The organism is Desulfopila sp. IMCC35008 (assembly GCF_010646885.2).
Taxonomy (GTDB): domain Bacteria; phylum Desulfobacterota; class Desulfobulbia; order Desulfobulbales; family Desulfocapsaceae; genus Desulfopila.
On the sequence record NZ_CP050700.1, the window covers coordinates 185,001 to 211,207 of the forward strand.

25 protein-coding genes and 1 tRNA gene are annotated in these 26,207 nt (G+C 46.1%); 19 read left to right on the top strand and 7 right to left on the bottom strand.

What is annotated here, in order from left to right:
• Positions 1-31: 31 nt before the first annotated feature.
• Complete coding sequence (locus tag GA520_RS00820; RefSeq protein WP_163337132.1) at positions 32-388, bottom strand: PilZ domain-containing protein; 357 nt, start codon at positions 386-388, stop codon at positions 32-34.
• Positions 389-450: 62 nt separating this feature from the next.
• Entirely contained in the window at positions 451-1,584 is a 1,134-nt protein-coding gene (gene mtnA / locus GA520_RS00825) for an S-methyl-5-thioribose-1-phosphate isomerase (RefSeq protein WP_163337133.1), read from the bottom strand.
• Positions 1,585-2,011: 427 nt separating this feature from the next.
• On the opposite strand from mtnA, the gene GA520_RS00830 reads away from it, so the two are divergent.
• The 9 genes from GA520_RS00830 (at position 2,012) to GA520_RS00870 (ending at position 12,769) form a co-directional block, all read left to right on the top strand.
• Complete coding sequence (locus tag GA520_RS00830) at positions 2,012-3,232, top strand: ammonium transporter (RefSeq protein ID WP_163337134.1); 1,221 nt, start codon at positions 2,012-2,014, stop codon at positions 3,230-3,232.
• A gap of 204 nt (positions 3,233-3,436) precedes the next feature.
• Positions 3,437-3,775 carry a P-II family nitrogen regulator gene (locus GA520_RS00835; RefSeq protein WP_163337135.1) on the top strand — a complete coding sequence of 113 codons (339 nt, stop codon included), beginning with the start codon at positions 3,437-3,439 and terminating at the stop codon, positions 3,773-3,775.
• A 3-nt stretch (positions 3,776-3,778) separates the two neighbouring features.
• Positions 3,779-6,361: a [protein-PII] uridylyltransferase gene (glnD, locus tag GA520_RS00840; protein WP_163337136.1), complete on the top strand. Its 2,583-nt coding sequence runs from the start codon at positions 3,779-3,781 to the stop codon at positions 6,359-6,361.
• A 178-nt stretch (positions 6,362-6,539) separates the two neighbouring features.
• Entirely contained in the window at positions 6,540-7,868 is a 1,329-nt protein-coding gene (gene glnA / locus GA520_RS00845; protein ID WP_163337137.1) for a type I glutamate--ammonia ligase, read from the top strand.
• Between the two features lie 190 nt (positions 7,869-8,058).
• The gene (locus GA520_RS00850) at positions 8,059-8,646 is read left to right on the top strand and encodes a DciA family protein (RefSeq protein WP_163337138.1); all 588 of its coding nucleotides are present in this window, start codon (positions 8,059-8,061) and stop codon (positions 8,644-8,646) included.
• A 117-nt stretch (positions 8,647-8,763) separates the two neighbouring features.
• The gene (cysS, locus tag GA520_RS00855; protein WP_163337139.1) at positions 8,764-11,094 is read left to right on the top strand and encodes a cysteine--tRNA ligase; all 2,331 of its coding nucleotides are present in this window, start codon (positions 8,764-8,766) and stop codon (positions 11,092-11,094) included.
• Positions 11,095-11,206: 112 nt separating this feature from the next.
• Positions 11,207-11,283 (top strand) — tRNA-Arg (locus GA520_RS00860).
• A gap of 355 nt (positions 11,284-11,638) precedes the next feature.
• Positions 11,639-12,280 (top strand): LysE family translocator, encoded by a 642-nt coding sequence (locus GA520_RS00865; RefSeq protein WP_163337140.1) that lies wholly within the window; start codon positions 11,639-11,641, stop codon positions 12,278-12,280.
• A gap of 111 nt (positions 12,281-12,391) precedes the next feature.
• Positions 12,392-12,769, top strand: a complete 378-nt coding sequence (locus tag GA520_RS00870; RefSeq protein WP_163337141.1) for a GNAT family N-acetyltransferase — start codon at positions 12,392-12,394, stop codon at positions 12,767-12,769.
• 466 nt (positions 12,770-13,235) lie between these two features.
• Here the strand turns inward: GA520_RS00870 and GA520_RS00875 are convergent, their stop codons facing one another.
• From GA520_RS00875 to GA520_RS00885, 3 genes are all read right to left on the bottom strand, one after another.
• A complete protein-coding gene (locus GA520_RS00875; RefSeq protein WP_163337142.1) occupies positions 13,236-14,180 on the bottom strand; it encodes a DMT family transporter in 945 nt (314 codons plus the stop codon).
• Positions 14,181-14,457: 277 nt separating this feature from the next.
• Complete coding sequence (locus GA520_RS00880) at positions 14,458-15,483, bottom strand: radical SAM protein (RefSeq protein ID WP_163337143.1); 1,026 nt, start codon at positions 15,481-15,483, stop codon at positions 14,458-14,460.
• A gap of 7 nt (positions 15,484-15,490) precedes the next feature.
• Entirely contained in the window at positions 15,491-16,186 is a 696-nt protein-coding gene (locus GA520_RS00885) for a GntR family transcriptional regulator (RefSeq protein WP_163337144.1), read from the bottom strand.
• A gap of 243 nt (positions 16,187-16,429) precedes the next feature.
• Between GA520_RS00885 and GA520_RS00890 the strand changes: the two genes are divergently transcribed.
• The 10 genes from GA520_RS00890 to GA520_RS00935 all read left to right on the top strand — a co-directional run bounded on the left by GA520_RS00890 (position 16,430) and on the right by GA520_RS00935 (position 24,965).
• Positions 16,430-17,410: a C-terminal binding protein gene (locus GA520_RS00890; RefSeq protein ID WP_163337145.1), complete on the top strand. Its 981-nt coding sequence runs from the start codon at positions 16,430-16,432 to the stop codon at positions 17,408-17,410.
• 14 nt (positions 17,411-17,424) lie between these two features.
• Positions 17,425-18,105, top strand: a complete 681-nt coding sequence (locus GA520_RS00895) for a bifunctional 4-hydroxy-2-oxoglutarate aldolase/2-dehydro-3-deoxy-phosphogluconate aldolase (protein WP_163337146.1) — start codon at positions 17,425-17,427, stop codon at positions 18,103-18,105.
• 76 nt (positions 18,106-18,181) lie between these two features.
• Positions 18,182-18,859 carry an RraA family protein gene (locus tag GA520_RS00900; RefSeq protein ID WP_163337147.1) on the top strand — a complete coding sequence of 226 codons (678 nt, stop codon included), beginning with the start codon at positions 18,182-18,184 and terminating at the stop codon, positions 18,857-18,859.
• A 31-nt stretch (positions 18,860-18,890) separates the two neighbouring features.
• The gene (locus GA520_RS00905) at positions 18,891-19,889 is read left to right on the top strand and encodes a 2-dehydro-3-deoxygalactonokinase (RefSeq protein ID WP_163337148.1); all 999 of its coding nucleotides are present in this window, start codon (positions 18,891-18,893) and stop codon (positions 19,887-19,889) included.
• 50 nt (positions 19,890-19,939) lie between these two features.
• Positions 19,940-20,440, top strand: a complete 501-nt coding sequence (locus GA520_RS00910; protein WP_163337149.1) for a TRAP transporter small permease — start codon at positions 19,940-19,942, stop codon at positions 20,438-20,440.
• 33 nt (positions 20,441-20,473) lie between these two features.
• On the top strand, positions 20,474-21,469 hold the full coding sequence (locus GA520_RS00915; protein ID WP_163337150.1) for a DctP family TRAP transporter solute-binding subunit: 996 nt from the start codon (positions 20,474-20,476) through the stop codon (positions 21,467-21,469).
• Between the two features lie 62 nt (positions 21,470-21,531).
• Positions 21,532-22,812 carry a TRAP transporter large permease gene (locus GA520_RS00920; protein ID WP_163337151.1) on the top strand — a complete coding sequence of 427 codons (1,281 nt, stop codon included), beginning with the start codon at positions 21,532-21,534 and terminating at the stop codon, positions 22,810-22,812.
• A gap of 352 nt (positions 22,813-23,164) precedes the next feature.
• Positions 23,165-23,608: an IS200/IS605 family transposase gene (gene tnpA / locus GA520_RS00925; protein WP_163336264.1), complete on the top strand. Its 444-nt coding sequence runs from the start codon at positions 23,165-23,167 to the stop codon at positions 23,606-23,608.
• A gap of 127 nt (positions 23,609-23,735) precedes the next feature.
• Positions 23,736-24,215: a methylglyoxal synthase gene (locus GA520_RS00930; protein WP_163337152.1), complete on the top strand. Its 480-nt coding sequence runs from the start codon at positions 23,736-23,738 to the stop codon at positions 24,213-24,215.
• Between the two features lie 264 nt (positions 24,216-24,479).
• The gene (locus GA520_RS00935) at positions 24,480-24,965 is read left to right on the top strand and encodes a VOC family protein (protein WP_163337153.1); all 486 of its coding nucleotides are present in this window, start codon (positions 24,480-24,482) and stop codon (positions 24,963-24,965) included.
• Positions 24,966-25,164: 199 nt separating this feature from the next.
• Here the strand turns inward: GA520_RS00935 and GA520_RS00940 are convergent, their stop codons facing one another.
• Positions 25,165-25,581 (bottom strand): site-specific integrase, encoded by a 417-nt coding sequence (locus tag GA520_RS00940; protein WP_240910098.1) that lies wholly within the window; start codon positions 25,579-25,581, stop codon positions 25,165-25,167.
• A 168-nt stretch (positions 25,582-25,749) separates the two neighbouring features.
• Entirely contained in the window at positions 25,750-26,076 is a 327-nt protein-coding gene (locus tag GA520_RS27000; RefSeq protein WP_163337294.1) for a phage integrase N-terminal SAM-like domain-containing protein, read from the bottom strand.
• Positions 26,077-26,207: the final 131 nt, after the last annotated feature.

Consider the following 26,207-nt stretch of genomic DNA (forward strand, 5'->3'; position numbering starts at 1 on the left):
AGTGAGGGGAAAGGTAAATTCCCCTCAACCGTTATTGAGAGTCCATCTGTTTTTTGCGGATATTGAAAGCTTCTACGTAAAGAGCAAGGATTCTTCCTGACTCCTTGTCGATTGGGTCAAAGGTGACGCCTGATACGTATCGGCCTCTTTTGAGTGTGCAGTGAACCACCTTGCCGGTCAGGTCGACCAGCTCATTGGCAAGGCCGATAGTCAGCTGGAGCTTGACTCCTGGAGGCAGGGCATGGGTCGTTTCGAGCTTTAAACCGTGGTCGCTTACATCCAGGGTACGCCCCATAGAGTAAACTCCTGTCTTTCCTTCCTGGTCAATGACCAAATAGTCAATCAGGTGTACTGCATCGTGTCGAATGTAGTCTCTCTTGTTTGTCATGTAAGTCTTCTGGAAGATTGTTTATTCATGCCGCCTGACATCAGGGGCACCTGGGGTCAGGCTTAAGCCTGCCCCCTCTCCTGCCCCCTTTCACCGGTATGCTCAGGATACATCTTCGCAATTGCCTTCTCTTCGGCTGCGACGATGCCGCGCTCTGTTATTAAACCGGTCACCAGTCGTGCGGGGGTAACGTCAAAACTAAAATTTGCGGCCCTGGTGTTCGGGGCGGTGAGCGTAACGGTCTGCTTTTTGCCGTTTACGTCAACACCCGAAATTTCTGTTAATTCATTCCCTTCTCTTATTTCTATCGGAATATCGTGGCCATTGTCAAGGTCCCAATCAAAAGTAGATGATGGTAAGGCCACGAAAAATGGAATATTGTTATCAAATGCTGCAAGAGCCTTAAGGTAGGTGCCTATCTTATTGGCAACGTCCCCGGTTCGGGTCGTGCGGTCCGTGCCCACCAGAACGAGGTCGACCATGCCGTTTTGCATTATGTGTCCGCCGGTATTGTCTGTAATGAGGGTGTTGGCAATGCCCTCCTGCTGCAGTTCCCAGGCGGTGAGTCGTGATCCCTGGTTCCAGGGGCGGGTTTCGTCCACCCACACATGAACATCGATACCGGCATCCCGTGCTGCATAAATTGGTGCCGTTGCACTGCCATAGTCTACAAAGGCGAGCCAGCCTGCATTGCAGTGGGTAAGGATGTTGACCGGCTCACCGTTCTTCTTTTTGCTGATATCTCTGATTATTTCGAGCCCATGCTGCCCTAGCCGTCGACAGAATTCCGCATCCTCTTCAGCTATTTGACAGGCTGTTTCAAAAGCGATTCGCCTTCTCTCTGCGACAGTATCAGCCTGTTGTACCTCGAGTAGAACCCGGTCCACTGCCCACTTAAGGTTTCTCGCTGTTGGTCGGCTGTTGTTTAATTTCTCGCCTGCCTCCTCAAGAAAGTCCATAAGGCGGTGCTGGGGTGCAGTTGCTGCGGCAATATGCATTCCGAAGCCTGCGGTGGCCCCGATCAGTCCGGCCCCGCGCACATGCATATCTTTTATGGCGGTAACGACCTGGTCGACGTCCGTCAGCTTTTCTATGATGAACTCGAAAGGAAGCAGTCTTTGATCGATAATATTTACGATGCCTGGTTTATCGCGATCCGGCCAGATTGTGCGGTAACTTGTTCCGTTTATTTTCATGACAGATGTTTTTTGTGAAATGTTTTTAGTAAGGGAATCGTAGGGTTGGTTCCTTTCAGCAGGATACCGCCTGAGGGCAGAAATGTAAACGGAATCCGATGAAGGAGTTTTTCGTATCGATTTTACCATATAGAGTGGATGTCATTTTACATGTATGTCTTGCTATGAGTCAAATATGACGAAAATGTCAAATTTACATTTTGTAAAACATATCCAAATATACTCATAACTGCTTAATAAAACTTTTTAAAAAAGGGTGTCGCTTCGTTTGAAATGTGTTGGTTAGTTGAAAAACACTATTGAAAACAGGTTCAAATATGTTAGTTTGAGACAAGATAAAACATAAAACATTACAAAGATGTTAAATAAAGTAAGGATCAGGATTATTGATCTTTCCCGTGTGGGGAAAAAATCAGAGGAGAGTGAAATGAACAGTGCGGATACAGCTTTTATTCTGGCGGCAGCAGGTCTGGTGATGCTTATGACACCGGGCCTGGCTCTTTTTTATGGAGGTATGGTGAGAGGGAAGAATGTACTTGGGACAATCATGCAGTCGTTGTTTCTGATCTCGCTCATCTCGTTGGAGTGGGTGTATGTTGGCTACTCTATGTCTTTCGGGCCTGATATCGGTGGCTTTGTCGGTAACCTCTCCTGGTTCGCATTAAACGGGGTGACCAATGCGCCGAGTCCTGATTACGCGACGACTATTCCCCAGACGGTATTTATGATTTACCAATGTATGTTTGCAGTCATTACACCTGCTCTTATTACCGGAGCGTTTGCGGAAAGGGTGAAGTTTGTGCCGTTTTTGATTTTTTCTGTGCTCTGGGCGATCCTGGTCTATAATCCGGTTTGTCATTGGGTCTGGGGTAAGGGCGGTTGGCTCGGAAATCTCGGAGTGCTTGACTTTGCAGGTGGCCTTGTGGTGCATGCGACATGTGGCATGGGTGCTCTTGCCGGGGTGTTCGTGATCGGGAATCGCAGGGGGTATGGGCGAACAAGTTTTATGCCGCATAATCTGCCGATGACCATGATGGGTACAGGCTTGCTATGGTTTGGTTGGTTTGGTTTCAATGGCGGATCGGCGCTGGCTGCAGATGAAGTTGCGGCAACGGCTTTTGTTGCGACCCATCTGGGTGGTATGGCCGGTATGTTCATGTGGGTGGTGATGGAGTGGTTTACGCAAGGCAAGGCCACGACACTCGGTGCTGCTTCCGGGGCTATTTCAGGTTTGGCGACTATAACGCCGACTGCCGGTTTTGTTGGTCCCAATGCGGCTATTCTGATCGGTTGTATTGCCGGTGTCTGCTGCTTTATGGCGGTTAACGCCAAGGCAAAGCTTAAGCTGGACGATTCTCTTGATGTTGTCGGTATTCATGGTGTGGGCGGTATCGTTGGTACGATCTGTCTTGGAATTTTTGCCTCGACCAAGGTGAACCCCGGTGGTGTGGACGGTTTGCTCTACGGCAGTGGGGCGCAGCTTGTGAAGCAGTTGATCGGTGTTGTGACTGTCAGTGGATACGCTTTTGTGATCAGTTGGGTGCTCTTTAAGGTTATTCATTCAACGATGGGGCTCAGGTTGGAAGAGGATGCTGAGGTGCAGGGTATGGATGCGACCGAGCATTCGGAAACTGCCTATAATAATTAAGTGCATTCCTGCGAAGTCCGGGGGGCTGGGGTCAGGCTTAAGCCTGACCCCTTCCTGTCTGCCCGGGCTTCTTTGTTCAACTTGTTGTGATCAGCAGGGAAATGGGCTACTATATTTACTCTCCGGGGTTGTGAGAGTTGTTTTCCCGGAGCTCTGTCCTGAGTAATCTGTTGTTTTGTGAATTTTACCAAGTAGAGGAATGTTATGAAAAAGATAGAGGCTATCATTAAACCGTTTAAGCTCGATGATGTAAAAGATGGGTTGAATGAGATCGGTATTAAGGGGATGACTATTTCCGAAGTGAAAGGATATGGGCGCCAGAAGGGGCACACCGAAATATATAGGGGTGCGGAGTATGTCGTGGATTTTATCCCGAAGGTTAAGTTGGAGATTGTGGTTCCTGCTGATCAGGTTGATCAGGTTGTAAATACGATTCGTGAAGCGGCAAACACCAACAAGATTGGTGATGGGAAAATTTTTGTGTCACCTGTTGAGAGGGTTATGCGCGTCAGAACCGGTGAAGAAGGTCAGGATGCGGTGTAATTGATGAGTATTCAGCTTCGTGCAGATCGGGAGGCGCTGGAAGAACTCTGGAAAGAGGGGGTTGTTGGCCGTGAGCTTTTGGAGAGGCATAGTCAACTGGTCGATGATTTTATTGTTGATTGCTTCAAGGAGGTAGGGCAGGACGGTGTCGACGGAAGTGTCGCGCTGCTGGCACTTGGCGGCTATGGTCGCCGGGAGTTGTTTCCCTATTCCGATATCGATCTGATGATTCTTTATCGGCCCGAGATTGAAGCACAGGTCGGCGGTGTTGCCGATGCTGTCCTGTATCCCTTGTGGGATACTGGTCTGGAAGTGGGGCACGGGGTGAGAACAGTTGAGCGTTCCATGGTCCAGGCCGCCGAAGATTATTTTTTTCACGTGGCCATGCTTGACGCCCGGCTGATCTGCGGTTCTGTAGATCTGTTTGGCGAGTTGATGGCTGAGTTTAAGCAAAAGTTTGTTGCCGGTCAGCGGGAGTCTTTTGTCGAACAGATGAAAGAGCATCGCGATCGGCGGCGGGAGAGGTACGGCAGTCACAGTTTTCTGCTAGAGCCCCATATTAAGGAAGGTAAGGGCGGGATGCGGGATATCCAGTCCATGTTCTGGGTGGCCAAGGTTGTGTTCGGGCTGCAGGGGTTGGGTGATTTTTGCGATGCCGGCCTGATGATTGAAGACGAGCGCAGTGATTTTCTGGAGTCGTGGGATGCGCTGGTGCAGTTGAGAAACCGTCTTCACTATTTCAGTAAACGGAAAAACGATCAGCTCTATTTTGAGTTGCAGAGAGAGGTTGCCGAGGCTCTTGGCTATTCGGAGTCGGATGGGGTGCTTGGAGTTGAGCAGTATATGCGCGATACCTATTCCCATATGGAGAATATCGCCATCGCTACCGATCTGTTTTTTGACCATGTTGATGAAGTACTGGGTCTTGCGGTTGGCAGTGTGGGGGGTGTCTCCGACCGTGAGGTGGAAAAAGGGATAGAAATACGCAGGGGCAGGGTGCACCTGACTGCCATGGGGCAGCAGATTGCCTCAAAGCCTCAATTGTTAATGCGTGTTTTCCTGGTTTCGGCCCGCTATGGGGTTCCTCTGCATCATCGTACCAGGAAGTTGATTTCGAAGTCGCTTGATAAGGTGAGCAGTAAGATGATGTCGTCGCCCAGGATGTCCAAGGCACTTGCGTCCATCCTGATAGGTGCCGAGGATGTGTTCTCGGTGCTCGAGGTGATGCTTGAAGTCGGGCTGTTGTCTACATACATACCGGAGTTTGGTCGTATAGATACCCTGGCTCAGCATGACGTGTATCATATTTATACGGTGGACCGTCACTCCTTGCAGGCTGTGGCAGAGTTGCGACTGGCGGTTGAGCAGGAGCCGCAGATTTACGAGCTGGTGGAGATGAAGGAGATGCTTTTTATGGCTGCTCTCCTTCATGATGTCGGTAAGGGTTCGGGGCGCGATCATTCTGAAGAAGGTGCCGAGCTGGCTGTTCGAATCGGTCAGCGCATGTCATTCTCGGAGCGAGAGGTCGAGTGTCTGTCGTTTCTGGTCCGTTATCACCTCTTTGTGCCGGAAAATGCCTTGCGACGCGATCTCAACGATACTGCCTTTATTCAACGCTGCGCTGAAACGATTGGTGATGTTGAGCGTCTCTCTATGTTGTACCTGCTGAGTGTCGCGGACTCGCGTGCCACCGGGCCATCTGCCTGGAGCGATTGGAAGGCTGCCCTTATGCAGGAGTTCTATTTCAAGGTTCGATCGACCATGGAGTCTGCAGTTCAGAGTGCGGATGAAGTGGTTCCCGGTGATCACGAGGAGCAGGGGGCGGACTGGTTACGGAGGCAGGTTGCCGAACTTGTCGCCGGAGAAGAGGGGCTTATTGACCTGGCCAAGCTGCCTCGTGACTATGTGCTCAGTTTTCCGCCTGAGATCGTGGCGCACCATGTGAGGATTCATCGCGATAACTATCGGCTGCTTCGGCAGCGTTCGCTCATTGGTGCAGCGGGTGGCGAAGAGTCATGGCCTCTTTTGATCATGTCCTCAGACAGGCCAGGGTTGCTGGCCAAAATCTGTGGTGTGCTTTCACTTCATAATCTCGATGTGGTGAAGGCTCAGATCTTTACCTGGGACGATGATACCGTTGTCGATGTGCTCAATGTTCGTCCGACCGATGGACTCAGTTTTGCCGAAAAAGACTGGCATGCTCTGAACAAGGATCTTGATCTTGCCATAGCGCACCGGCTGGGATTGGGACATCGTCTGTATCAGAAGCTTTCGCCGATGATGAGTAAGAGAGGCGAGATGGTGAGCAAGGTTGAGCCGCGGGTGGTAATTGATAATGAGAGTTCAGACCTGTTTTCGGTTATCGAAGTGTACAGTGTCGATATGCCGGGGATGCTCTATCACATTACCCAGTCGCTTGCTGATTTCGGCATGAACATTCATAAGGCATATATTGCAACCGAGGTTGAGCAGCTCATTGATATTTTTTACGTGCAGGACTCCTCTGGTCACAAAATTGTTGATGAGGGATTTCGGCAGGAAATTATCTCCGGACTCCTGTATTCACTAGGGCAAACAGCGAAATAGAGGGTGCCGATCTGGTGTGGGCGGCTTTTTTTTGGCGCAAAAAAATCACAATTGTGTAATAAAAAATCATTTTGCTGTTGCAATGCTTGTCAGAAATGTTATTTTGTCACCATCGATCAAGTGAGCGAGTGATGAGTAGTATAGAAACGAAAAATAGAACAAAAGGAGATACCTGAAAATGACCAGGGAAGAAATTTTACAAATCATCGAGGACGAGAATATCCAGTATTTCCGTCTGCAGTTTGTCGATATTCTAGGTTTTATGAAAAACGTTGCTATCCCGAAGAGCCAGATAGGAAAAGCTCTTGATGGTGATATGATGTTTGACGGCTCTTCCATTGATGGTTTTGTCCGCATCAACGAGTCCGACATGTACCTCAAGCCGGATTATGATACTTTTACTGTTCTTCCATGGAGGAACAAAGACGGTGTAGCCGCTGCACGTATTATCTGTGACGTGTATAAGTCAGACGGTACTCCTTTTGAGGGTTGCCCCCGTGTAAACCTCAAGCGTGTCCTGGCAGAAGCAAAAGAACTCGGGTACACCATGAACGTTGGTACCGAGGCTGAATTCTTCCTGTTCGAGCGGGATGAGGACGGATTGCCGACCACCATCACTAACGATGTTGCCGGTTATTTCTCCCTGGATCCAGAAGATATGGCCAATGATTGCCGTCGTGAGATTATCGAGACACTTGAAGCAATGGGTTTTGAGATTGAGGCGTCTCATCATGAGGTTGCCGAAGGTCAGCACGAGATTAACTTCAAGTACGCTGATGCCCTGGCCGCTGCAGATAACACTGTAACCTTTAAGTGGGTTGTAAAGTCAATTGCTTCCAAATACGGTCTGCATGCGACGTTTATGCCGAAGCCGATTTTTGGTATTAATGGTTCCGGTATGCACACCAACCAGTCTCTTTTCAATCTGGACGGCACCAATGCCTTCTTTGATGAGAGTGATGGGCTGCAGTTGTCCAAGATCGCCTATTCCTATATCGCAGGCCTGTTGAAGAACGCCCGTGGTTTTGCCGCTATTACCAACCCGCTGGTTAACTCTTACAAGCGCCTTGTGCCCGGTTATGAGGCTCCTGTTTATGCCGCCTGGTCTGCATCAAACCGTTCTGCCCTGATTCGTATTCCGGCAGCACGTGGACTTTCCACCCGTACCGAGCTCCGTTGCCCGGATCCAACCTGTAACCCGTACCTTGCCCTGGCCATGATGCTTAATTCCGGTCTTGACGGAGTAAAGAGCGACATGACTCCTCCGGATGAGGTCAAGAAAGACATCTTCGAGATGAGCGCTGCTGATATGGATGCAGAAGGCATTAAGGTTATGCCTGCGAACCTGAAAGAGGCTCTTGAGGAATTGGCTGAGAATCCAATTGCCAAGGAGACTCTTGGACCGCACATCTTTGAAAAGTATCTTGAGGCAAAGGGTGCAGAATGGGATAGTTTCCGCACCGCAGTAACCGAGTGGGAACTCGAAGCGTACCTGACCATTTACTAGTCTGCCACTCCTGCAACAGTACTGCCTTCTGCTGTTGTTTTGCGCCCCGCATATCCAGAGTCTTGGATATGCGGGTTTTTTTGTTTCCAAGGCATGTACGGTGGCAACTCCCATGGCGGGGACGCCGGATGGGGGTCAGGCTTAAGCCTGACCCCGGTGTGGAATTGATTACCCTCATAAAGTAGTTACCTTGAATTTATTGGATGGAGCCGGTAAAAGAGGTGAAGATGAATGGGGTCTGGCATCAGCTGGACCCTGGTGTGATGATAAAAGTGGCGAAGCTGAAAACGGAGCTTTGATGGCACGCAGAAAAACAAAAGAGAGTGAAAAGATAATGGGTAATATCCTGCCGGGTCTGGTGCGGGATAGGGGGTGGGAGACCCAGCTCGATCTTCATTCCATATTTCCTGTTTGGCACAGGGTTGTGCAGGGCGATGCAGGAAAATATGCTGTACCACTTAAGATTGTTAAAGGAACTCTCTGGCTTGAGGTGGAGAATTCTGCCTGGCTGCAGCAGTTCCAGTTCCAGAAGATCTCATTACTTGATTCAGTCAATGCTTTTCTAAAAAAATCAAGTATCCGGGATATTCGCTTTGTATTGCCTAGCGGTAAGGAAAAAGAAAGTACCTCAGTCGAGAAGGTCCGCTTCAAGGCTCCTGCCAGGGACGAGTTGAAAAAATTTGAGGAGCAGGTGGCATTTATCGAAGATAAGGAGATACGGGAATCGCTTGTTCAACTCTGGTATCTTTCCAAGGCATGTGTGCGGCAGAAAAAATAACTTGACCCGGATGGTGCACGGGGTATGTTCTCCATTTGCGTTAAGTGGTTGTTTTTGACTGTATTTTAAACATATGTTCACCTGATAGGTCCCGTTCGGGATCACTTTACAAATATTATGCTATACAACACCATAATAGAGGCGATAGGTAATACTCCCCTTGTCCGCATAAACAGGATACCGGTCAAGGCAGCCGTGGAGATATACGGGAAAATTGAGTCGTGTAATCCCGGTGGTTCGGTCAAGGAGCGAATATCTCTGTCGATGATTGAGGCGGGGGAAAAGAGTGGCGAGTTGACAAAAGATAAAATTGTCCTCGAAGCTACCAGTGGTAATACCGGTATAGGTCTTGCCATGGTCTGTGCCGCCAAGGGGTATCGTTGCCTGTTGGTTATGCCTGAGTCCGCTTCCATCGAGCGACGCAAGATCATGCAGGCATATGGCGCTGAGATTCTCCTGACCCCTGCTAAACGTCAGACAGATGGAGCCATTGAAAAAGGGTATGCGTTGGCGCGGGAGTATCCCGAGAGGTACTTCCTGACAGATCAGTATAATAATGATGCCAACTGGATGGCCCACTATAGAGCCACAGCGCCTGAGATCTGGGAGCAGACCGCCGGTAAGGTCACACACGTGGTGGCCACGCTGGGAACGTCCGGGACGATTATGGGGCTTTGCAAGTGGTTCCAGGAGTTCCAGCCACATGTCAAGATCCTGGCCGTTGAGCCTAACAGGGATCATAAAATCCAGGGGCTGAAAAATATGAAGGCCTCTTATAAACCAGGGATTTTTGACAAAAATGTTCCCTCTGCAATCCTGCCCATTGAGGATGAGGATGCTTTCCGCATGGTTCGTACACTGGCTGGCAAAGAAGGGTTGCTGGTGGGTATGAGCAGTGGGGCGGCCATGTCGGCAGCCGTCGATTACGCCAAGAATCTGGATGAAGGCTTTATTGTCGTTATCCTGCCGGATGGTGGGGAAAGGTATTTGAGTACACCGCTCTTTACGCCCCCGGAGAAGAAAGAGGGAGCAGATTCAAGGTTAAGGATCTTTAATACCTTGACAAAGAAAAAGGAGATCTTCACTCCTTTGACTAAAGACCGGGTGACCATGTACAGCTGTGGGCCCACTGCGTATGAGCCTGCAAATCTGTTGTTATGCAGGAGGTTCATTTTTTCGGATCTGATAACCAGGTATTTAAAGAAAAAGGACATGAAGGTGGAAGCCTACATGAACTTTACTGACCTGGATGATAATACAATTGCCGGTGCTGATAAAGAGGGTGTAGACCTTACGGAATTTACCCAGAAATATATCGATGATTTCATGGAGGATATTGATGCCCTCGGGGTGGCACGGGCGGTAGGTTATCCCAGGGCTTCCGAACATGTGGGGGATATGATTGAGATCACCCATGAACTGATTCATAAGGGGTGCGCCTATGAAAAAGATGGTTCGATCTATTTCGATATATCCAAGTACCCGAAATACGGGACATTGTCTGGAATTGATTTGGGTAAGATTCAGCTTGGCAAAACAGTAGATCTCGATAATTACGAGAAGGACAATCCAAGGGATTTTACCTTGCTCAAACGCTCGACCCTGGCTGAATTGAAGAAGGGGATTTTCTTCGAGACAGACTGGGGTAATGTCCGCCCTAGCTGGCATGTTGAGTGTTCGGCCATGGTCTATAAAAATATTGGTGAAACCCTGGATATTCATACCTCGAGCAGAAATCTTATTTTCCCTCATCATGAAAATGAGATTGCTATTTCAGAGTCCCTGACCGGTAAACCACTGGCAAAATACTGGATGCACTGCGAGATGGTGCTGGTAGACGGCCGAAAAATGTCGGACGAAAACGGCAATGTAGTGACCCTGCGCGATGCCTTGGAGAAGGGGTTCACGGCTCGTGAAGTTCGGTTTATGCTGTTGAGTGTCCATTATCGTAAGCCCATTGAGTTCTCCTTTAAACGGCTGGAGAGTGTGCGCACGGCACTGCGACGTATTGATGAATTCACCTGCAAACTGATGTGTCTCCCTCCTGGCAGACCACATCCGGAGGTGGCGGCCTTTGTCTCCACCATGGAAGAGAACTTTTGTGCAGCACTCGATGATGACCTGAACGTTTCGAAGGCCATGGGCGCGGTTTATAACTTTATCAAACAGGCCAACCCGATTTTGCAGGTAAATAACCTTGATAAAGACCAGAAGGAATATATCCTTGAGAGTCTCAGAAAACTCGATGAAGTTCTGAATATATTCCGCCTTGAAGGGTGCCCCTTGGCACCTGAGGTTAACGCCCTTATCCAGAAGAGGGAAGAGGCACGCCTGAATAAGGACTGGCGGGCCGCTGACGAGGCCCGTGAAGAACTCCTTCGCCAGGGATTCACTATTATCGACACCGAAAATGGTCCGGTCTGGAAAAGAATTCGGGGTGGAGAATAGCGACCCCCAAGAAGAAGTTGCATTTTATACGCGTTTGGGTATATTTGCACTCCGTGCCTGTGGTATGATTGCTCCAACGGCAAACAACACCGGTTCACATTTCAACAAATAAGCGCTCGTAGCTCAGCTGGATAGAGCAACGGACTTCTAATCCGTAGGTCGCAGGTTCGAATCCTGCCGGGCGTACCAATAAAAACAGCCACCTAGTCGTTTTGACTAGGTGGCTGTTTTCGTTTTCGAGGAGATTTGTCCCTCACCTGTCCCTCGGTTTTGTTTTCTATATTGACATTTTTGGGTTCTACGTCAAAGAAAAAGGATGATGTAGCGCGTCGTGAGGTTTGAAACCATTTTCTATAAGGTTTGAACCCCTTTTTCTGCACTATTTCTGTAGCCAAAACCCACTTCAAAAATCTATTCCCTGAGAGCTATTTATAACCCCTCAGACAACTTCTGATTTTCTCTCTTTCCTTCTGGTTGGTTCCAACGTAGTATCAGTCAACTTATTTTACCATGACTCTGAAGAACTCTTACAACAGGATTAAACATGGAACCAGCCACTTATTGGTTATTATTTATATCTGCAACCATTGCGATAAATATCACACCAGGTCCGGATATGATCTACATCCTTTCGAGGACGATAACGCAAGGACGAAAGATGGGGATTGCATCATCCTTGGGAGTTTGTAGCGGGTCTTTGGTCCATATTTTTGCTGCAGCGTTTGGCCTTTCAGCGATCCTTTCAACATCAGCCATGGCTTTTGCTATTGTTAAGTATATTGGTGCAGCGTATCTTGTTTATTTGGGGATACAGGCTTTAAGGTCTAAAGGAATTTCTTTTGATATTTCTGTAAAAAAACAACAGCAATCAACATTCTGGAAGGTCTTTAGGCAAGGGGTCTTGATCGATATCTTAAACCCAAAAGTTGCCATATTCTTTATGGCCTTCTTGCCACAATTTGTTCGTCCGGAACTGGGGCACTCAACGGCTCAGATTCTTATACTCGGTATTCTTGTGAATGTAGTCGGCTTAATAGTTGAGTCTATCCTCGTTTTAACTGCAGCCCAAACAACATCTTTTTTCCGTAACAACATTCATTTTTCTACCTTACTTGACCGTGTTTTAGGGTCAGTGCTTATTAGTCTCGGGATTCGACTAGCTTTAATCGAGAATGACGCAAATTAGAGTGCTCAAGCTGATTCGTAAGATTTTCTTTCCTCCTGATTTATTTCAGCGTAGTATCTTGCACACCATGATGAAAGAGATCGTATTGTTAACTGGATATGAAATAGAAAAATGATTGAGATTCATTCAGAAAGGTTATTGATCCGAGATCATTTACAATCAGATTTAGAATCCATGCATGCCTGGGTATCTGATCCAGAATTAATGAAATTTCTTGCCTGGAAAACATCTACCCTATCTGAAACCCAAAAACTTTTGGATGATGCAATAAGCGAGATCAATCTGCAAAGGAGAAAAAAGTACTTTTTTGCTGTTGTTCACAATGAATCCCATAAGATTATCGGTGATGTTGGATTTACGATTCTCTCAGGAAACAAATTTGGAGGTCTTGCCGATTCGGGCTTTTTCTTCCTTAAGGAATTTTGGGGGTCGGGATACGCTACAGAGGAGCTCATTGATCCCCATCAATTATTGAAGTGCCAGAACTGAATTGCTCTGACAGTGAAAAGGCTTATAAAAGACACAGGAATAATGTAAATTTACAGATTTACTTAAATGGTTAACCTTGCCATTTACAGCCTCTACCTTTTAGATACCGTTCGTCCCTGCAGACTAAAGTAAATCAGTCTTCCGGCTGAGCCTACGCTGTTGTGCCTAACTCCCTCAGAGGCGGCTTATAGGAGCAACCTTCAAATTATCTTAAGCCCTGCTGCGGTGGTAAAGACTTGTGATGGTGAGCGTTAAGAAAAGGTCTTGCAGGGCGATACCACAATTTAGGTGGCATCAGAATACATAAATCCTCAGCCCATAATAGATATTTTTTTCACTGGAACAATTTCTCAATCTTTATGAGCAGTTCAATAAAAAAAGTCAGAGTCGCTACAATCCTTGATTCATATTGTGAGGGATATAATGCCTTCCCTGGCTTCCCCGATACAACTGTTTGCCCAGTAACTTAAGGTGACGCAGCATCACTCTTCCTTAGCAACTTATCTTTCTGCAACAGAACAATACGGCAACCACCCAGAAGGAGTAGCCCTCCAGTCAACTGAAGTAGTGTTATGCGCTCTCCAAAAAGCAGAAATGAAAAAATTCCTGTGAAAAAAGGTACAAGAAGCTGAACAGAAGATGCAGTTATAACGCCAAGATAGGGAAGTAAGTAATAGTAGAGCCCCTGTCCGCCAGCAATGCCAAGCAGACCGGAACCTATCAGGATAGACCATTTAATAATACTGGGATTCCCAGTTATGTGCGAACCGGAAAATAATAATGGTGGTGTAAGGAATATGGATACCAGGGTAAAAACTATAGTGACCGTAAACAGGGGCGTCAGTTTGGTACCTATCCATTTTTTAACCGTCAATCCCACAAATGACCAGGAGAGAGCTCCACCCAGTGCGAGTAAAATTCCTGTATTCAATATAACCGAAAAGCCGTGATTCTGGAAAATGATGACCAGAGCTGCACCAATAAGCGCGACAAGTATACCTACTGCGGTTCCTGGTTGCTTTATCAACTGTCGCTCTGTTTTGAAAAAAAGTACGCCCAAGATAACCGAGAAAATGACCTGTGATTGATAGAGAAGTATGCCGAAACCAGGGGGAATAAGGAAAAAACACCAGGTAAATAATAACTGAAACATTATGGTGCAAAATGCTGTCACTGACAATCTTCTCAGAAAGTAACCTCTTGTTTTCATAAATACATACAGGTTGTTACGCAATGATTTTCCTGTCAGTAGAAAAAGCCACAAAGCAGTTGTTGAAATGACATATCGCAACCAGATCTGAAAAATCAGTGAGAAATCGTTTTTTATCCAGGCAATGGAAATGGGCGTCAGGGCCCAGAACAGCAGCATGGCTGTGATAGGGAGCAGGGTGAGATGGCTTGCTTTGTTCATTACTAGCTAATTGAAAAAAATCCAAGGGAAGTGGTGTGTCGTGATGACATGAGAGCAAAAAAAGAAAAAGAGATTAACTCCTCTTCATTATATTTTCCTAACAGCTTTATTGCCTTACCTCCCCCCCAGGAAATTCGCCATAAATAACAAGAAGTCCGGCAAGTATTATGAAATTAAAATACGAACCAATGAAACGTATCCCGTTTATCGGGGTTAGACTAATAACTTTGGATTCTGGCTCATGGTCCGACCATACATACTATTGTATCGAAAGACCTCATACGACGTTCGATCTAAGGGAATGAAATATGGTTTCAATTTGACCGGGATATTGCGATTCAAATTCATGGAGTTGCTGATTGATTGCTTCATAGCGTTCTAAGTCTTGCAGGTCATCTAATCTCTGATAATGACCAAGGCGTCTTCCTAGAGTGAAATTAAGCATGTCAGCTTCATTTAGAGCTAAATAACGATCCATGATGGCCAGTAGCTTTGGTTTATCATAGGGTAACTGGCCTCGGGCCTCTGTCAGTAGGTCAACCGCATGATGATTTACGTAATCACTTGAAATGCCGTTTAGTTTTTCAATCAACATTCGCTGTTCTTCAATTATATTTTTTTCTGTCTGCAGTTCAAACGTGCCATTTATGAGCTTTTGTTCTAGGCCCGATCCCGGTTTAACCCCAATTGTTAATACACGAATATGATCGGGATCGATCTTATTTAATACTTCGGCTGTTGCAGTTGCATGTTCTTCCCAATGTTCCTGTCCTCCAAGGCCCAGTATAATGAACTCTGAAAGTACCATCCCGGCTCCTTTTGCTGCCTGTGCTGAGGTAACAATATTAGAAGCGCTGGTGCCTTTACGAATATTTTTGAGCACAATATCTGAACCGGACTCCATGCCACAATAGAGCTTGTTTAGGCCTGCATGGCAAAGTTCCTGGAGTTCCTGTTTGCTCTTTCTGATCAGGCTCTGCGCGCGGCCATAACTACTGATCCTTTGTAGATTTGGAAAGTGCTGTTTGAGATATTCTAATACAACAAGCAAATCAGAAGTTTTCATAGCAAAACTGTCACCATCCTGCAGGAAACAAGTGGTGAAGGGATGCTGGTTAAAATAATTGGCAGCTTTTTCAATATCAGCCTTAATTTCTTCAACTGAGCGAATAGAGAATTTGGTGTCCTGGTAGTTTACACAGAATTCACACTTGTTCCATGGACATCCACGGGTTGTTCTAATGAGTAAACTGTCTGCTTCATCGACAGGACGGATGGGGCCGAGTTCATGTGGGTGTATCATTTGTTATTTATCTTTTTGCCTTTCGGAAACTATTTCTGTTAGCCATAGAAATATCTTCGATATTCTCAGCATAAGTTTCTTTACTTCGGCCAATGTGTTTTTCGAGAACAATTGTAGCGGTCTCAAGGTTTTTTTGATCGATAGCGTCTACAAATTCCCGGTGTTCTTGGAAAGACAACTGAGTGTGCTGAGGCAGGGAAGACAGGTGGGTTCGAAGGGCGGCAATTTTCCCACCTATAAGTGAATACGCGTCAGTTATAAACTGATTGTCGCAGTGCTTAAACAGTTGTTCATGGAACTCAGTATCCAGGCGCAAATAATTTGGGATATCCTCCGCTTGTTGAGCCGTCGCCATTTTATCAACGACTGTTTGTAAGGCTTTAGTGAATTCTTCCCTGTTGTGATGATAGGCCAACTTAAAAGCAGCCATTTCAAGAATTAAACGTAACTCGCACATCTTGATCACTTCCATTGCGCTTAAAGTGAAAACAAAGGTTCCGGACTGAGGAACGACAGTCACCAAGCCTTCAATTCGAAGCTGTTTGAGAGCTTCCCTCACCGGAGTTTTACTGGTGCCAATTGAGGCAGCGAGCTGAATCTCCGAAAGGGGTTCTCCCAACCTGAATTGCCCTGTGACAATTGCTTCGCGCAATCCTTCTACAGCCATCTCTGTCAATGATTTCGAACGTCTAAGTTGTTTCATGATTAGGTCCTTCATATTTGAATATTTCGATCCACTATACCATTGATTATTTCTCTTGCAATATAAATTGGCATCTGATATCTTAGATTCCAGTAAAGATAAACCATGAATGGTTGTTTTCAGGATTGGCGTAGGTAGCGTGAGACCTAGTTGCTGCTAATCAGTTATGGCCCAGTAAGTATCATTGTGACTGCCTCATCTACTAAAAATACAAAAGCTTCTTGAGTAATAGGAGAGCCCAGTATGGCAAAGTATAAGGTCTACATCAGTGATTTTGACTACCCTGACAATGAAGTAGAAAAAAGTGTGCTTGAACCAATTGGCGCTGAAGTTATCGGGCTGCAATGTAAGAGTGGCAAAGGGCTAGCAGAACAGGCTCACGACGCCGATGTCATCCTTCAGCAATATGCCAAAATTTACCGTGGAACTATTGAGAAACTAAAGCATTGCAAAGCCATTTGTCGGTACGGGATCGGAGTGGATATTGTCGACGTGAAAGCTGCCTATGAGCATGGCATGGTAGTAACTAATGTTATGGACTATTGCCTTGATGAGGTAGCCGATCACACTATCACTATGGGCTTTATGATGCTGAGGCGAATTCCCATGTGGGCCAACGCCACTCGCCAAGGGCAGTGGCACTGGAATTCCTCCGGTGGACGGTTATTACGCTTTCGCAACTTGACCTGGGGCTTGATCGGTTTTGGTCGCATTGCCCAAAATATCGCCCGTAAACTTCCCATCTTTGGGTTTAAAGTTGTCGTCTACGACCCCTACGTTTCCTCCAGCTATATGAATACCTATGGAGTAAAAAAAGTTTCGCTTGAGGAACTGACTACAAGCTCCGACCTGGTGAATGTGATGTGTCCTGCCAGTCCGGAGACACATCACCTCATTGATGAAGCAGCTTTGAAAGCGATGAAAAAGGATGCCGTTCTTATAAATTGTTCAAGGGGGCCTGTCGTTGACAACGCAGCCCTTTATCGTGCCCTTACTAAAGGATGGATCGCATCAGCTGGTCTGGATGACGTTGAAGAGGAACCGGCCAAACTGGACAACTGGTCTCCTGACGACAACCCTCTTTTTAGCCTGGACAACTGCGTAATCACACCGCACTCCGCATACGTTTCTGAGGACTCACTAAAAGAGTGTCGGCGCATTGCAGCAGAGAACGCCAAAGCCGTATTGTTGGGTGAGACTCCCCCTAATCTTGTTAAACCTTGAGAGAGAATCAGCTTATGTCAACTATTACCACTAAGCCTGGTGCAAAAGTGGCAGACCTCATCCACAGCGAAAAGCTCTTTGCTATTCTACGGGGTGTAAAAAGAGACCAGATTGTTGAAACGGCACGGGCCTTGAGCCGTGGCGGAGTGAAACTTCTGGAAGTTACCTTCAATCACGATAGCCCTGATGGGATTGAGGAAACCCTGGAGTGTTTGAAACGTATCGCGGAAGCACTTTCAAAAGAGATTTGCCTGGGTGCGGGGACGGTCCTCTCTTCTGAGCAGGTTCGACTTGCAGCAGATGCCGGAGCTCAATTCATCGTATCCCCTAACGTCGACCAAGATGTCATCCGTGCAACCAAAGACCTTGGCATGGTGTCTCTACCTGGCGCACTAACGCCAACAGAAATTGTTCAAGCTCATAACGCGGGCGCGGATATGGTCAAATTATTCCCTGGCGGCTCCCTTGGTCCGGACTATGTAAAAGCCATGGGCGGCCCCCTAAAAGGGATACCCTTGATCATCGTTGGGGGAGTGGACTTGAAGAACATTCCTCAGTTTTTTGCAGCAGGCGCAGTCGGGGTTGGCTTAGGGAGCAACCTTGTGAATAGTAAGGAGGCAAATGAGGGCAAATTTTCAGGAATCGAAGAAAAAGCCAAAGCCTTTGTTGAAAAAATTAAAACCTCCACGAATTAAACATTCATGAACTTTAAGGACCTTATTTAAAGCCCATTATCAAATATAAGAACTTCTAATTTAAGGAGATGTAAAGATGAGCAAAATTATTAATCCACGTCCGGAAATAAACGCTGAGATGATGGCAAAGTTTACTGCTATGAAAGACGTTCTCAGCATTTCATGCGTTATGACCGATGCTCAGGACCGGGATAACGTAATGCGAAGCGATATCAAATTTCGCACCGTCAACAAACCGTTTATCGGCCCCGCTTTGACAGTAAAGCTTACCGCCGGTGATATTGTTGACTGCCTGGATATTTTCGAGATTGCCCAACCGGGTGACGTGGTAGTGATCGACGCCTTTGGTGAGACAGAGACTTCTATATGGGGTGGCCTTATGTCAGGGCTTGCCACAACAGCCGGAATCGTCGGAGCAGTTGTCGATGGTTCGGTACGCGATACCGATGAATCAAAATTGATGGATTTTCCTATTGCCTCCAAGGTAGTCAGTCCCCGTGCAGCTCATTCTGCCTATTCGGGCCGGACTGAGCCTATTGAAATTAACGGTCCTATTTCCTGCGGTGGGGTTATTGTTCACCCGGGCGACCTGGTGGTGGCCGATGAAATCGGGGTAACCATCGTTCCCTCTAGTGATTTTGCAGAAGTATACGAAAAGGCCAAGGAACAGGCCGAAAAAGAAGAGGCGACAAGAAAAATGATTGCAGAGGGATGGAGCGTAAAGCAACTTTTAGAAAAATTCGGCCGAATTTAAACAGACCAATGTTTTTTTAGGTGGTGAGAACATGTTTATTGCAACGATAGATACGGGAACCACTAACACCCGAGTCAAACTCTGGCAGGAGGGGAAGGTGCTTACTTCCTCCCATGTCGGAGTCGGGGTGCGGGACACTGGTATTACCGGCAGTAAAGACAAGCTCAAGAAGGGGGTCAAAGACGCCATAGACCTCGCTCTCAACAAGGCCAATATCACTCATCACGATGTTGAACTGTTTTTAGCGTCCGGGATGATTACATCCAATGTTGGGCTATTTGAAGTCCCCCATGTTTTCGCTCCAGCAGGTGTCACAGAGCTTGCAAAAAAGATGGTCAGTGCGACCATCCAGGAAGTAGTGGACCAACCCATCTGGTTCGTACCGGGGGTAAAAAACAACATTCAGGAAATCACAGTAGAAAACTGTGAAGCCATGGACATTATGCGTGGAGAAGAGGTCGAAACCATCGGTCTCCTTGATCATTTAAATGTCTCCGGACCTACCCTGCTTGTGCTCCCCGGCTCCCATTCCAAGTTCGTCCGTGTCGACCAAAACAGTCGAATTAGTGGATGCGTGACAACCTTGGCAGGAGAACTGCTTTCGGTTCTCACTACAGATACGATCCTGGCAAGTTCCCTTGAAAAGTCATTTGCCGAAACACTCGACCCGGAGATGGTTCTACAAGGTGCTGAATATTCAAGAAAATTTGGATTGACCCGGACCTGCTTTACGGTAAGGCTTCTGGATCTTTTCACCGACTCATCGCTCAATGGCAGAGCAAATTTTCTTGCCGGAGCTATTGTCGCAACCGATCTGTTGGCTGTTAAGAGTAGCAGTGTCATGGGCGATTGCCGGGAGCTGCCAGTTATCATAGGAGGAAGTAACATTATGGCCGGAATTATTGAGACTTTTTTGCACCAGGACGACTATTTCCATGGGGATCTCATAACCGTAAAGAGCGATATCATGAAAGACAAGGCAGGCTATGGAGCGATCTTAGCTGCGCGGTCACGCGGCCTCTGTACTTGATAAGGAACTGCCGAACCGAGTACAGGCCTGCAAGGTCTGAAGGAGTAGTTATGAAACAGATAATTATTTATGCAGCCGATGTTGCGGACAGGATCACCAAAATTGGTGTGGTTCTGCTATTGACCGCAATGGTAGCAATCATTACATGGGAGGTGATTTGCCGATACGTGTTGAAGATACCCATGGTTTGGGCTGAACAGTTGGCTAGTTATACCATGGTCTGGCTGGCCTTTCTGTCTGCAGCTATCGCTTTCCGACAGGGTGCCCATATCGGTATGACGATATTGTCTTCCCGATTTTCTGGTTGGCTCAAGAAGCTCGTTACGAATCTGTCGCATCTTTTAATTCTATTCTTTCTTGTTTTTCTGCTTTGGTGGGGCATCGTGCATACCTCAGATGTTAGAAGTCAGACGTCCCCGGTAGTCTTTAATATATCAATGATGTGGCCTTATCTGGCTATACCGTGTGGAGCTCTCCTGATGATTATTCAGGAACTCAAAGTCATCTTTGATGGTTATGAAACTGTTCAGGAAGATGCCGTTACTGAGTAACGGTTAAAAAAACTCAAATATAAGGAGCAAAAAATGAACCGACATTTATTAGTCACAGCTTTACTCTTCACATTTGTTTTAACTTTTGCGGCATCCGATATATTCGCAAAGAACAAAACGTACAAGATCGTTTTCAACGAACCATTCTCCCGACCCCATACTTTGGCAGAAGCGGCCAATCGTTTTAAGGAATTGGTAGAGGAGCGTTCCAAAGGCAACATCGAGGTCGATGTCCATTACGGGGGCGTTCTTGGTACAAGCAGGGAAGCTTTAGAAGCAGTCAAAATTGGTACACAGACAATGGTTGATGCTGCTACGGCCCCTATCGTCGCATACGAACCAGCCATGGGTGTTTTAAACCTTCCTTACCTCTTCTCCAGTCGGGACCAATGGTATGGAATCCTCGACGGGCCTTTGGGGAGTGACATGTTAGGCCGCCTGGAACCACACGGCTTCGTGGGACTTGCATACCTGGAAAACGGAATTCGACACGTAACCAACAACGTACGCCCAATTTATAAACCAGAAGACTTAAAAGGTATAAAGATCCGCTTAATGCAAAATCCGGTGTTTATTGCAACCTTCGAATCTTTCGGCTGCCTGACTACCGCGACTCCATGGTCAGAGCTCTATTCAGCACTTCAGCAGAACGTTGTGGAAGCCCAGGAAAACCCAGTTGCCAATATATACAATGGAAAACTCTACGAGGTGCAAAATTATCTCTCGTTTACCGGACATACCTATGATCCAAACATTTACTTCATCAACAAACGATTTTTTGACAAACTACCTGCCGAATACCAAAAACTGCTGCGAGAAGTGTCCGCTGAGGTAGCTGCCTGGCAGCGTTCAGAAGCAATTACAGCCGAGGTATCCCTTCTGGAAGAGTTGAAAAAAGATATGAAAATCAACGAGGTATCTGCCGAAGAAATTTCCCGGTTTCGGGAAAATGTTGCGGAGGTGTACAAGGACCAGGCTCGCACGATCGGAGAAGATGTTGTTGAGGAGTGGCTGAATGCAGTGAAATAGCGGTTCTGGAAATTCTAAGGATCGGGAGATTTTTCCCGGTCCCCTTTTAGAGGAGAAAGCAAGTGACACTCGCCATTATCCCAATTATATTTTTAGCACTCCTGCTACTGGGAGTTCCAATTGCCTTTGTTATCGGAATCACCTCTCTAGCAACCGTGATGATCCAGGGTACTATCCCCTTAAACGCCCTGCCTCAGTATATGTTTATAGGGCTGGATTCCTTTCCTCTTCTAGCTATTCCGTTCTTTATTTTGGCTGGGCTACTGATGAGCCGAACAGGAATCTCAGGACGCCTTATAGATTTCACAATGATCCTTTTCGGCCGTATGCCAGGTGCGCTCGCACAGGTAAACATAGGGACAAGCATCTTTTTTGCCGGCATTACGGGAGCCGCAGTTGCAGATACAGCAGCCGTGGGAACGGTTCTTATACCGGCTATGAAGAAAGAGGGATATCCGGCGGCGTACAGTGCTGCTGTTACTGCCGCATCCTCGTGTATAGGCCCAATCGTACCGCCCAGCATTATTCTGGTGGTCTACGGGATCGCAGCGAATGCCTCCATCGCCTCCCTGTTGATTGCGGGTATCATTCCGGGGGTGTTGATGGGACTTTCCATGGGAGTGGTGGTTTGGTTTCAGGCTGTCAAACATAAATTCCCCCGCCGGGAAGAATCCTATTCTTTCAAAAAATTGCTCATTGCCTTCATTAATGCCTTGCCAGCTCTGCTGATGCCTCTAATTATTGTCGGAGGAATCATGGGTGGTGTTTTCACAGCAACCGAATCTGCCTGTGTGGCGGTTGTCTATAGCTTATTGCTGGGCCTTTTTACAAAAACTTTGAAAGTTTCAGACCTTTACGACGTTTGCATCCAAGCCAGCGTGGTATCAGGGGTAGTGTTGTTAATTATTTCAGCTGCCAAATTCTTTTCTATTATTATGGTAATGAACCATATCCCAGCAGCCTTGACCAACTTATTCCTGTCCATATCTGACAATAGGGTTATCATCCTACTGATGATCAACGTTCTTCTGCTGATCGTTGGCTGTTTCATGGAGATCTCAGCTGCCTGTATCATTCTTGCTCCGATCCTGCTGCCGGTAGTGACAAATCTCGGAATTCACCCCGTACATTTTGGTATCATCATGTGTGTCAACTTGGCGATAGGTTTGGCTACGCCACCTGTGGGGCCAACTTTATTCGTTGCCTGCAAGATTGGCAAAACCACAATCGAGGAAATAACAATGGCTATCTGGCCCTTCCTTCTCGCATCTGTGGTCGCCTTGCTTCTGATTACATTCATTCCCTGGTTGTCTTTAGTGTTGCCAGCAACATTCATATGGTGAAACTCTTTTCCAGCTCATGTTGAAAACTTCCTTGATTGCTCTTATTGGGAGAGACATCATTTCGGGGCTATTTGCTTAGCCCCGACGATGATATTATCGATAGCCTCTCTGCACCGGTCGTTATAATGCAGGGCGATAATCCAAATTTTGAAAAAGATTTTATGACCGGTGAGCCTTCACAGCTTTACCTCAGCATGCAATTCTTAGAACAAATTAATTAGCAGCAATTGGCCTGCTTTGTATTGTCGGTGTGGCTCAGCTGATTTAAACCCCACTCAACTCATTTAGTGTCCCCGTCGGGGATGGTTGAAACCCCTCGCCTTTAGGCGAAGAGAAGATTAAAATTGTCGCTATGCGACGTTACAGACTTGGATCTCATACAAAAACAGACCTGAAGGTGCACATAATTTGGATCCCCAAGTATCGAAAAAAGGTACTGAAGGGTGAAGTTGCTGTGCGCACTCGTGATATCCTCAGGCAAATTGCATATGAACATGAACTTGAAGTGATCTCTGGCAAAGTAGCGAGCGATCATGTTCATATGTTTATAGGGTATCGACCGACCCAGAATATAAGTAAAATCGTTCAATGGTTAAAAGGAATCAGCTCGCGGGTCCTATTGTCCGAATTTACCCACCTAAAAAAGCAATTTTGGGGCAGGCATTTATGGGCTCGAGGTTACCTTGCCGTGAGTTCAGGCAACATAACCGATGAGATGATTCAACAGTATATTGAAGAGCATGAGGGTGAACCGGTTAATGCCGACAACAGTCGATTTCCAATCGACCCCTCTTGAACCCCTCGTCTTAAAGACGAGGGTTGTTTAGTTAAAATACAGGTATGCTTGAGTTTGCTTGTGACAAGCCAGCTTTAAACATTAACCTGTATGGTAAAGCTGGTCCTAAAGGTTTCAGACAATTGATATGGAAAAAATTAAAAACATAGCCCTTGTAGCCCACGATAACAGAAAGAATGATTTAATTGAATGGGTTGGCTGGAATAACGAAATCCTACTAAAGCACAATCTCATTTGCACAGGAACAACAGGTGCATTGGTCGAAACCATGCTACAGGAAAAATATCATATCTCACATGGCCGCAGTGAATTTCAGCCATTAACTAAACTGAAATCTGGGCCTTTGGGTGGGGACCAACAGTTAGGAGCCTTGATTGCTGAAGGACAAATTGATATTCTCATATTTTTCTGGGACCCTATGGAACCTCAGCCTCATGATGTTGATGTGAAGGCTCTTCTTCGAATTGCAGTGCTTTATAATATTCCAACCGCATCGAATCGATCGTCAGCTGACTTCGTGATATCTTCATCTCTAATCACCACAGATTATCAAATAAAGTTAAGAGATTACTCAAGTTATACCCAGCGTAAGATAGAGGGGATTTAATATTCACAATAGTAGAGATGAACATCGAGTACTTCAGCAATGTTACCTCGAGTGGTTAAGGTTAATATTGCCACCTTGATGGTCAGAAAATTCAAAAACCGTTCCAACTTAAACTTCCTGCTTTGGATGTAAACAAGAAGGACGTGTCTCGAAAAACTAACCATGTAAAGAGGTGTTTTGAAGCTTCAAACAGGTAAAAGGTGCCTGACGAGAAACAAGCATGTTGATACGTTATACAAAAACTAAAATAAAAGAGAGGTCACTATGAAGATGAGCCATGTAGGTATTATGGTTGGAGAAATGGATAAAGCTGTGGAATTTTATACTAAGGCACTTGGTCTTGAAATAGTCATGGACAAGTCTGAAGTGATCGAAGAGAAGGAAACAGCAATCGGTAGAATGTGTATTGCAGTATTTGGAAATGGATTCAAAGGGTTTAACATCGCACACCTTGTTACTAAAGATGGTATCGGGTTTGAGTTGTTTGAAATGAAAGAAAGAGAAGAGAAGCATAATGTCGACTTTACAAAAATCGGTATCTTTCATTTTTGTTTGGAAACAGATGACTTTCAAGGAGTTATTGAGAAAACTGAACAATACGGAGGAAAAGTAAGAATGGACATTATGAGGTATCACCCTGAAGATGAAAGTAAACCTTACAAAATGGTCTATTTAGAAGATCCATTTGGAAACCTTTTTGAACTCTATTCCCATTCGTATGGAGAAACATATTCTTCTGAATATGAATAAAACACTATAATCAACCAACTGACTGGACGGTGTTAAGCCACCAGTCAGTTTAACCATTAAGATTGCCAAGACGAAGATCTTAATTTTGTATGAAATCAAATTCTTAAGGTTAGTCCTGTTGGCCTCAACCTGGCAGTATGAATGATTATAGATGGGGAGATTGGTCCTGCTACCGCTCCCCCCATCAATTTTCTCAGGATTAACCATAAAGTGTCTCGATCCACCTGATTGCTTCAGAATCATTCACCTTGCCCAGATACCTCTGTGTTGTCGACAAATCAGCATGTCGCAAAATCACTTTACTGACAATCTCAATAGGAGTACCAGATCTGGAAGCATACGTTGCAGCATGTCGCCTGAGATCATGAGGCCGTAATTCAATATCAACGAGCTTGCCTGCTTTCTTGACCATCGACCATGCTGCGACATAAGAAATCTGAAAAATTCTCTCACCCCCATTGAAATTATTGGCTCTCACGTAGTCGTTTAACCTTACCAATAATTTCCGTGGAACATAAACTGTCTCCCCAACGCGACCGCTTTTCGGGTTCTGGACGGCCAGAGTTCTTTCTTGGATATCAGCTGGTGTGAGGTTTAGAACTTCTCCTATTCTCATTCCTCCTCTGGCCATTAGCTCAAGCATAATCCTGTTACGGATGTTCATGGTCCGAAAGATAATCTCATCGATTGTTTCTTTATCTACTATTAAACCGGCGGATATTTAGGTTCACTTTCGAACCTTTAAACCGCAGAAAGTCAGTCAGTTGCGTAAATAGGTAATGAACTAGAAAACCCGCCGGATTAATATTTGCCACTGAATGGTTAGCGGGCGTGTGAAAATATTTTTAATAACTGCAGTATTGCAGGGGGTCATCAGGGCGGGTAATGCGTTGTTGATACTGAAATTGTAGAAAGAAGAAAGAACAGAATAGCGGTTTCTCTTTGTCGCCTGTTTGTTGTTTTTGGTCAGGGATAGAAGAAACGCCATCACCTCTTCTTGTGAGATACTAGCGAGATCACGTTTATCAAACTGTGCAGAAAAACGGGAAAGAACAAACTCGCAGGTTTTAATGGTATTTTTTTTTGGAGTTAGCTCGGTGATACTGCAGATGGAATTCGACTGCTTGTGAAACTTTCATAGTGCATTTCCTGATAGATTGGATTTTAGGCAGAAATTGCCACATTTAATGATACTCCAGATGCAGGGCTTATGACAGGAGGAGGGGGAATAGCCACAGGAAA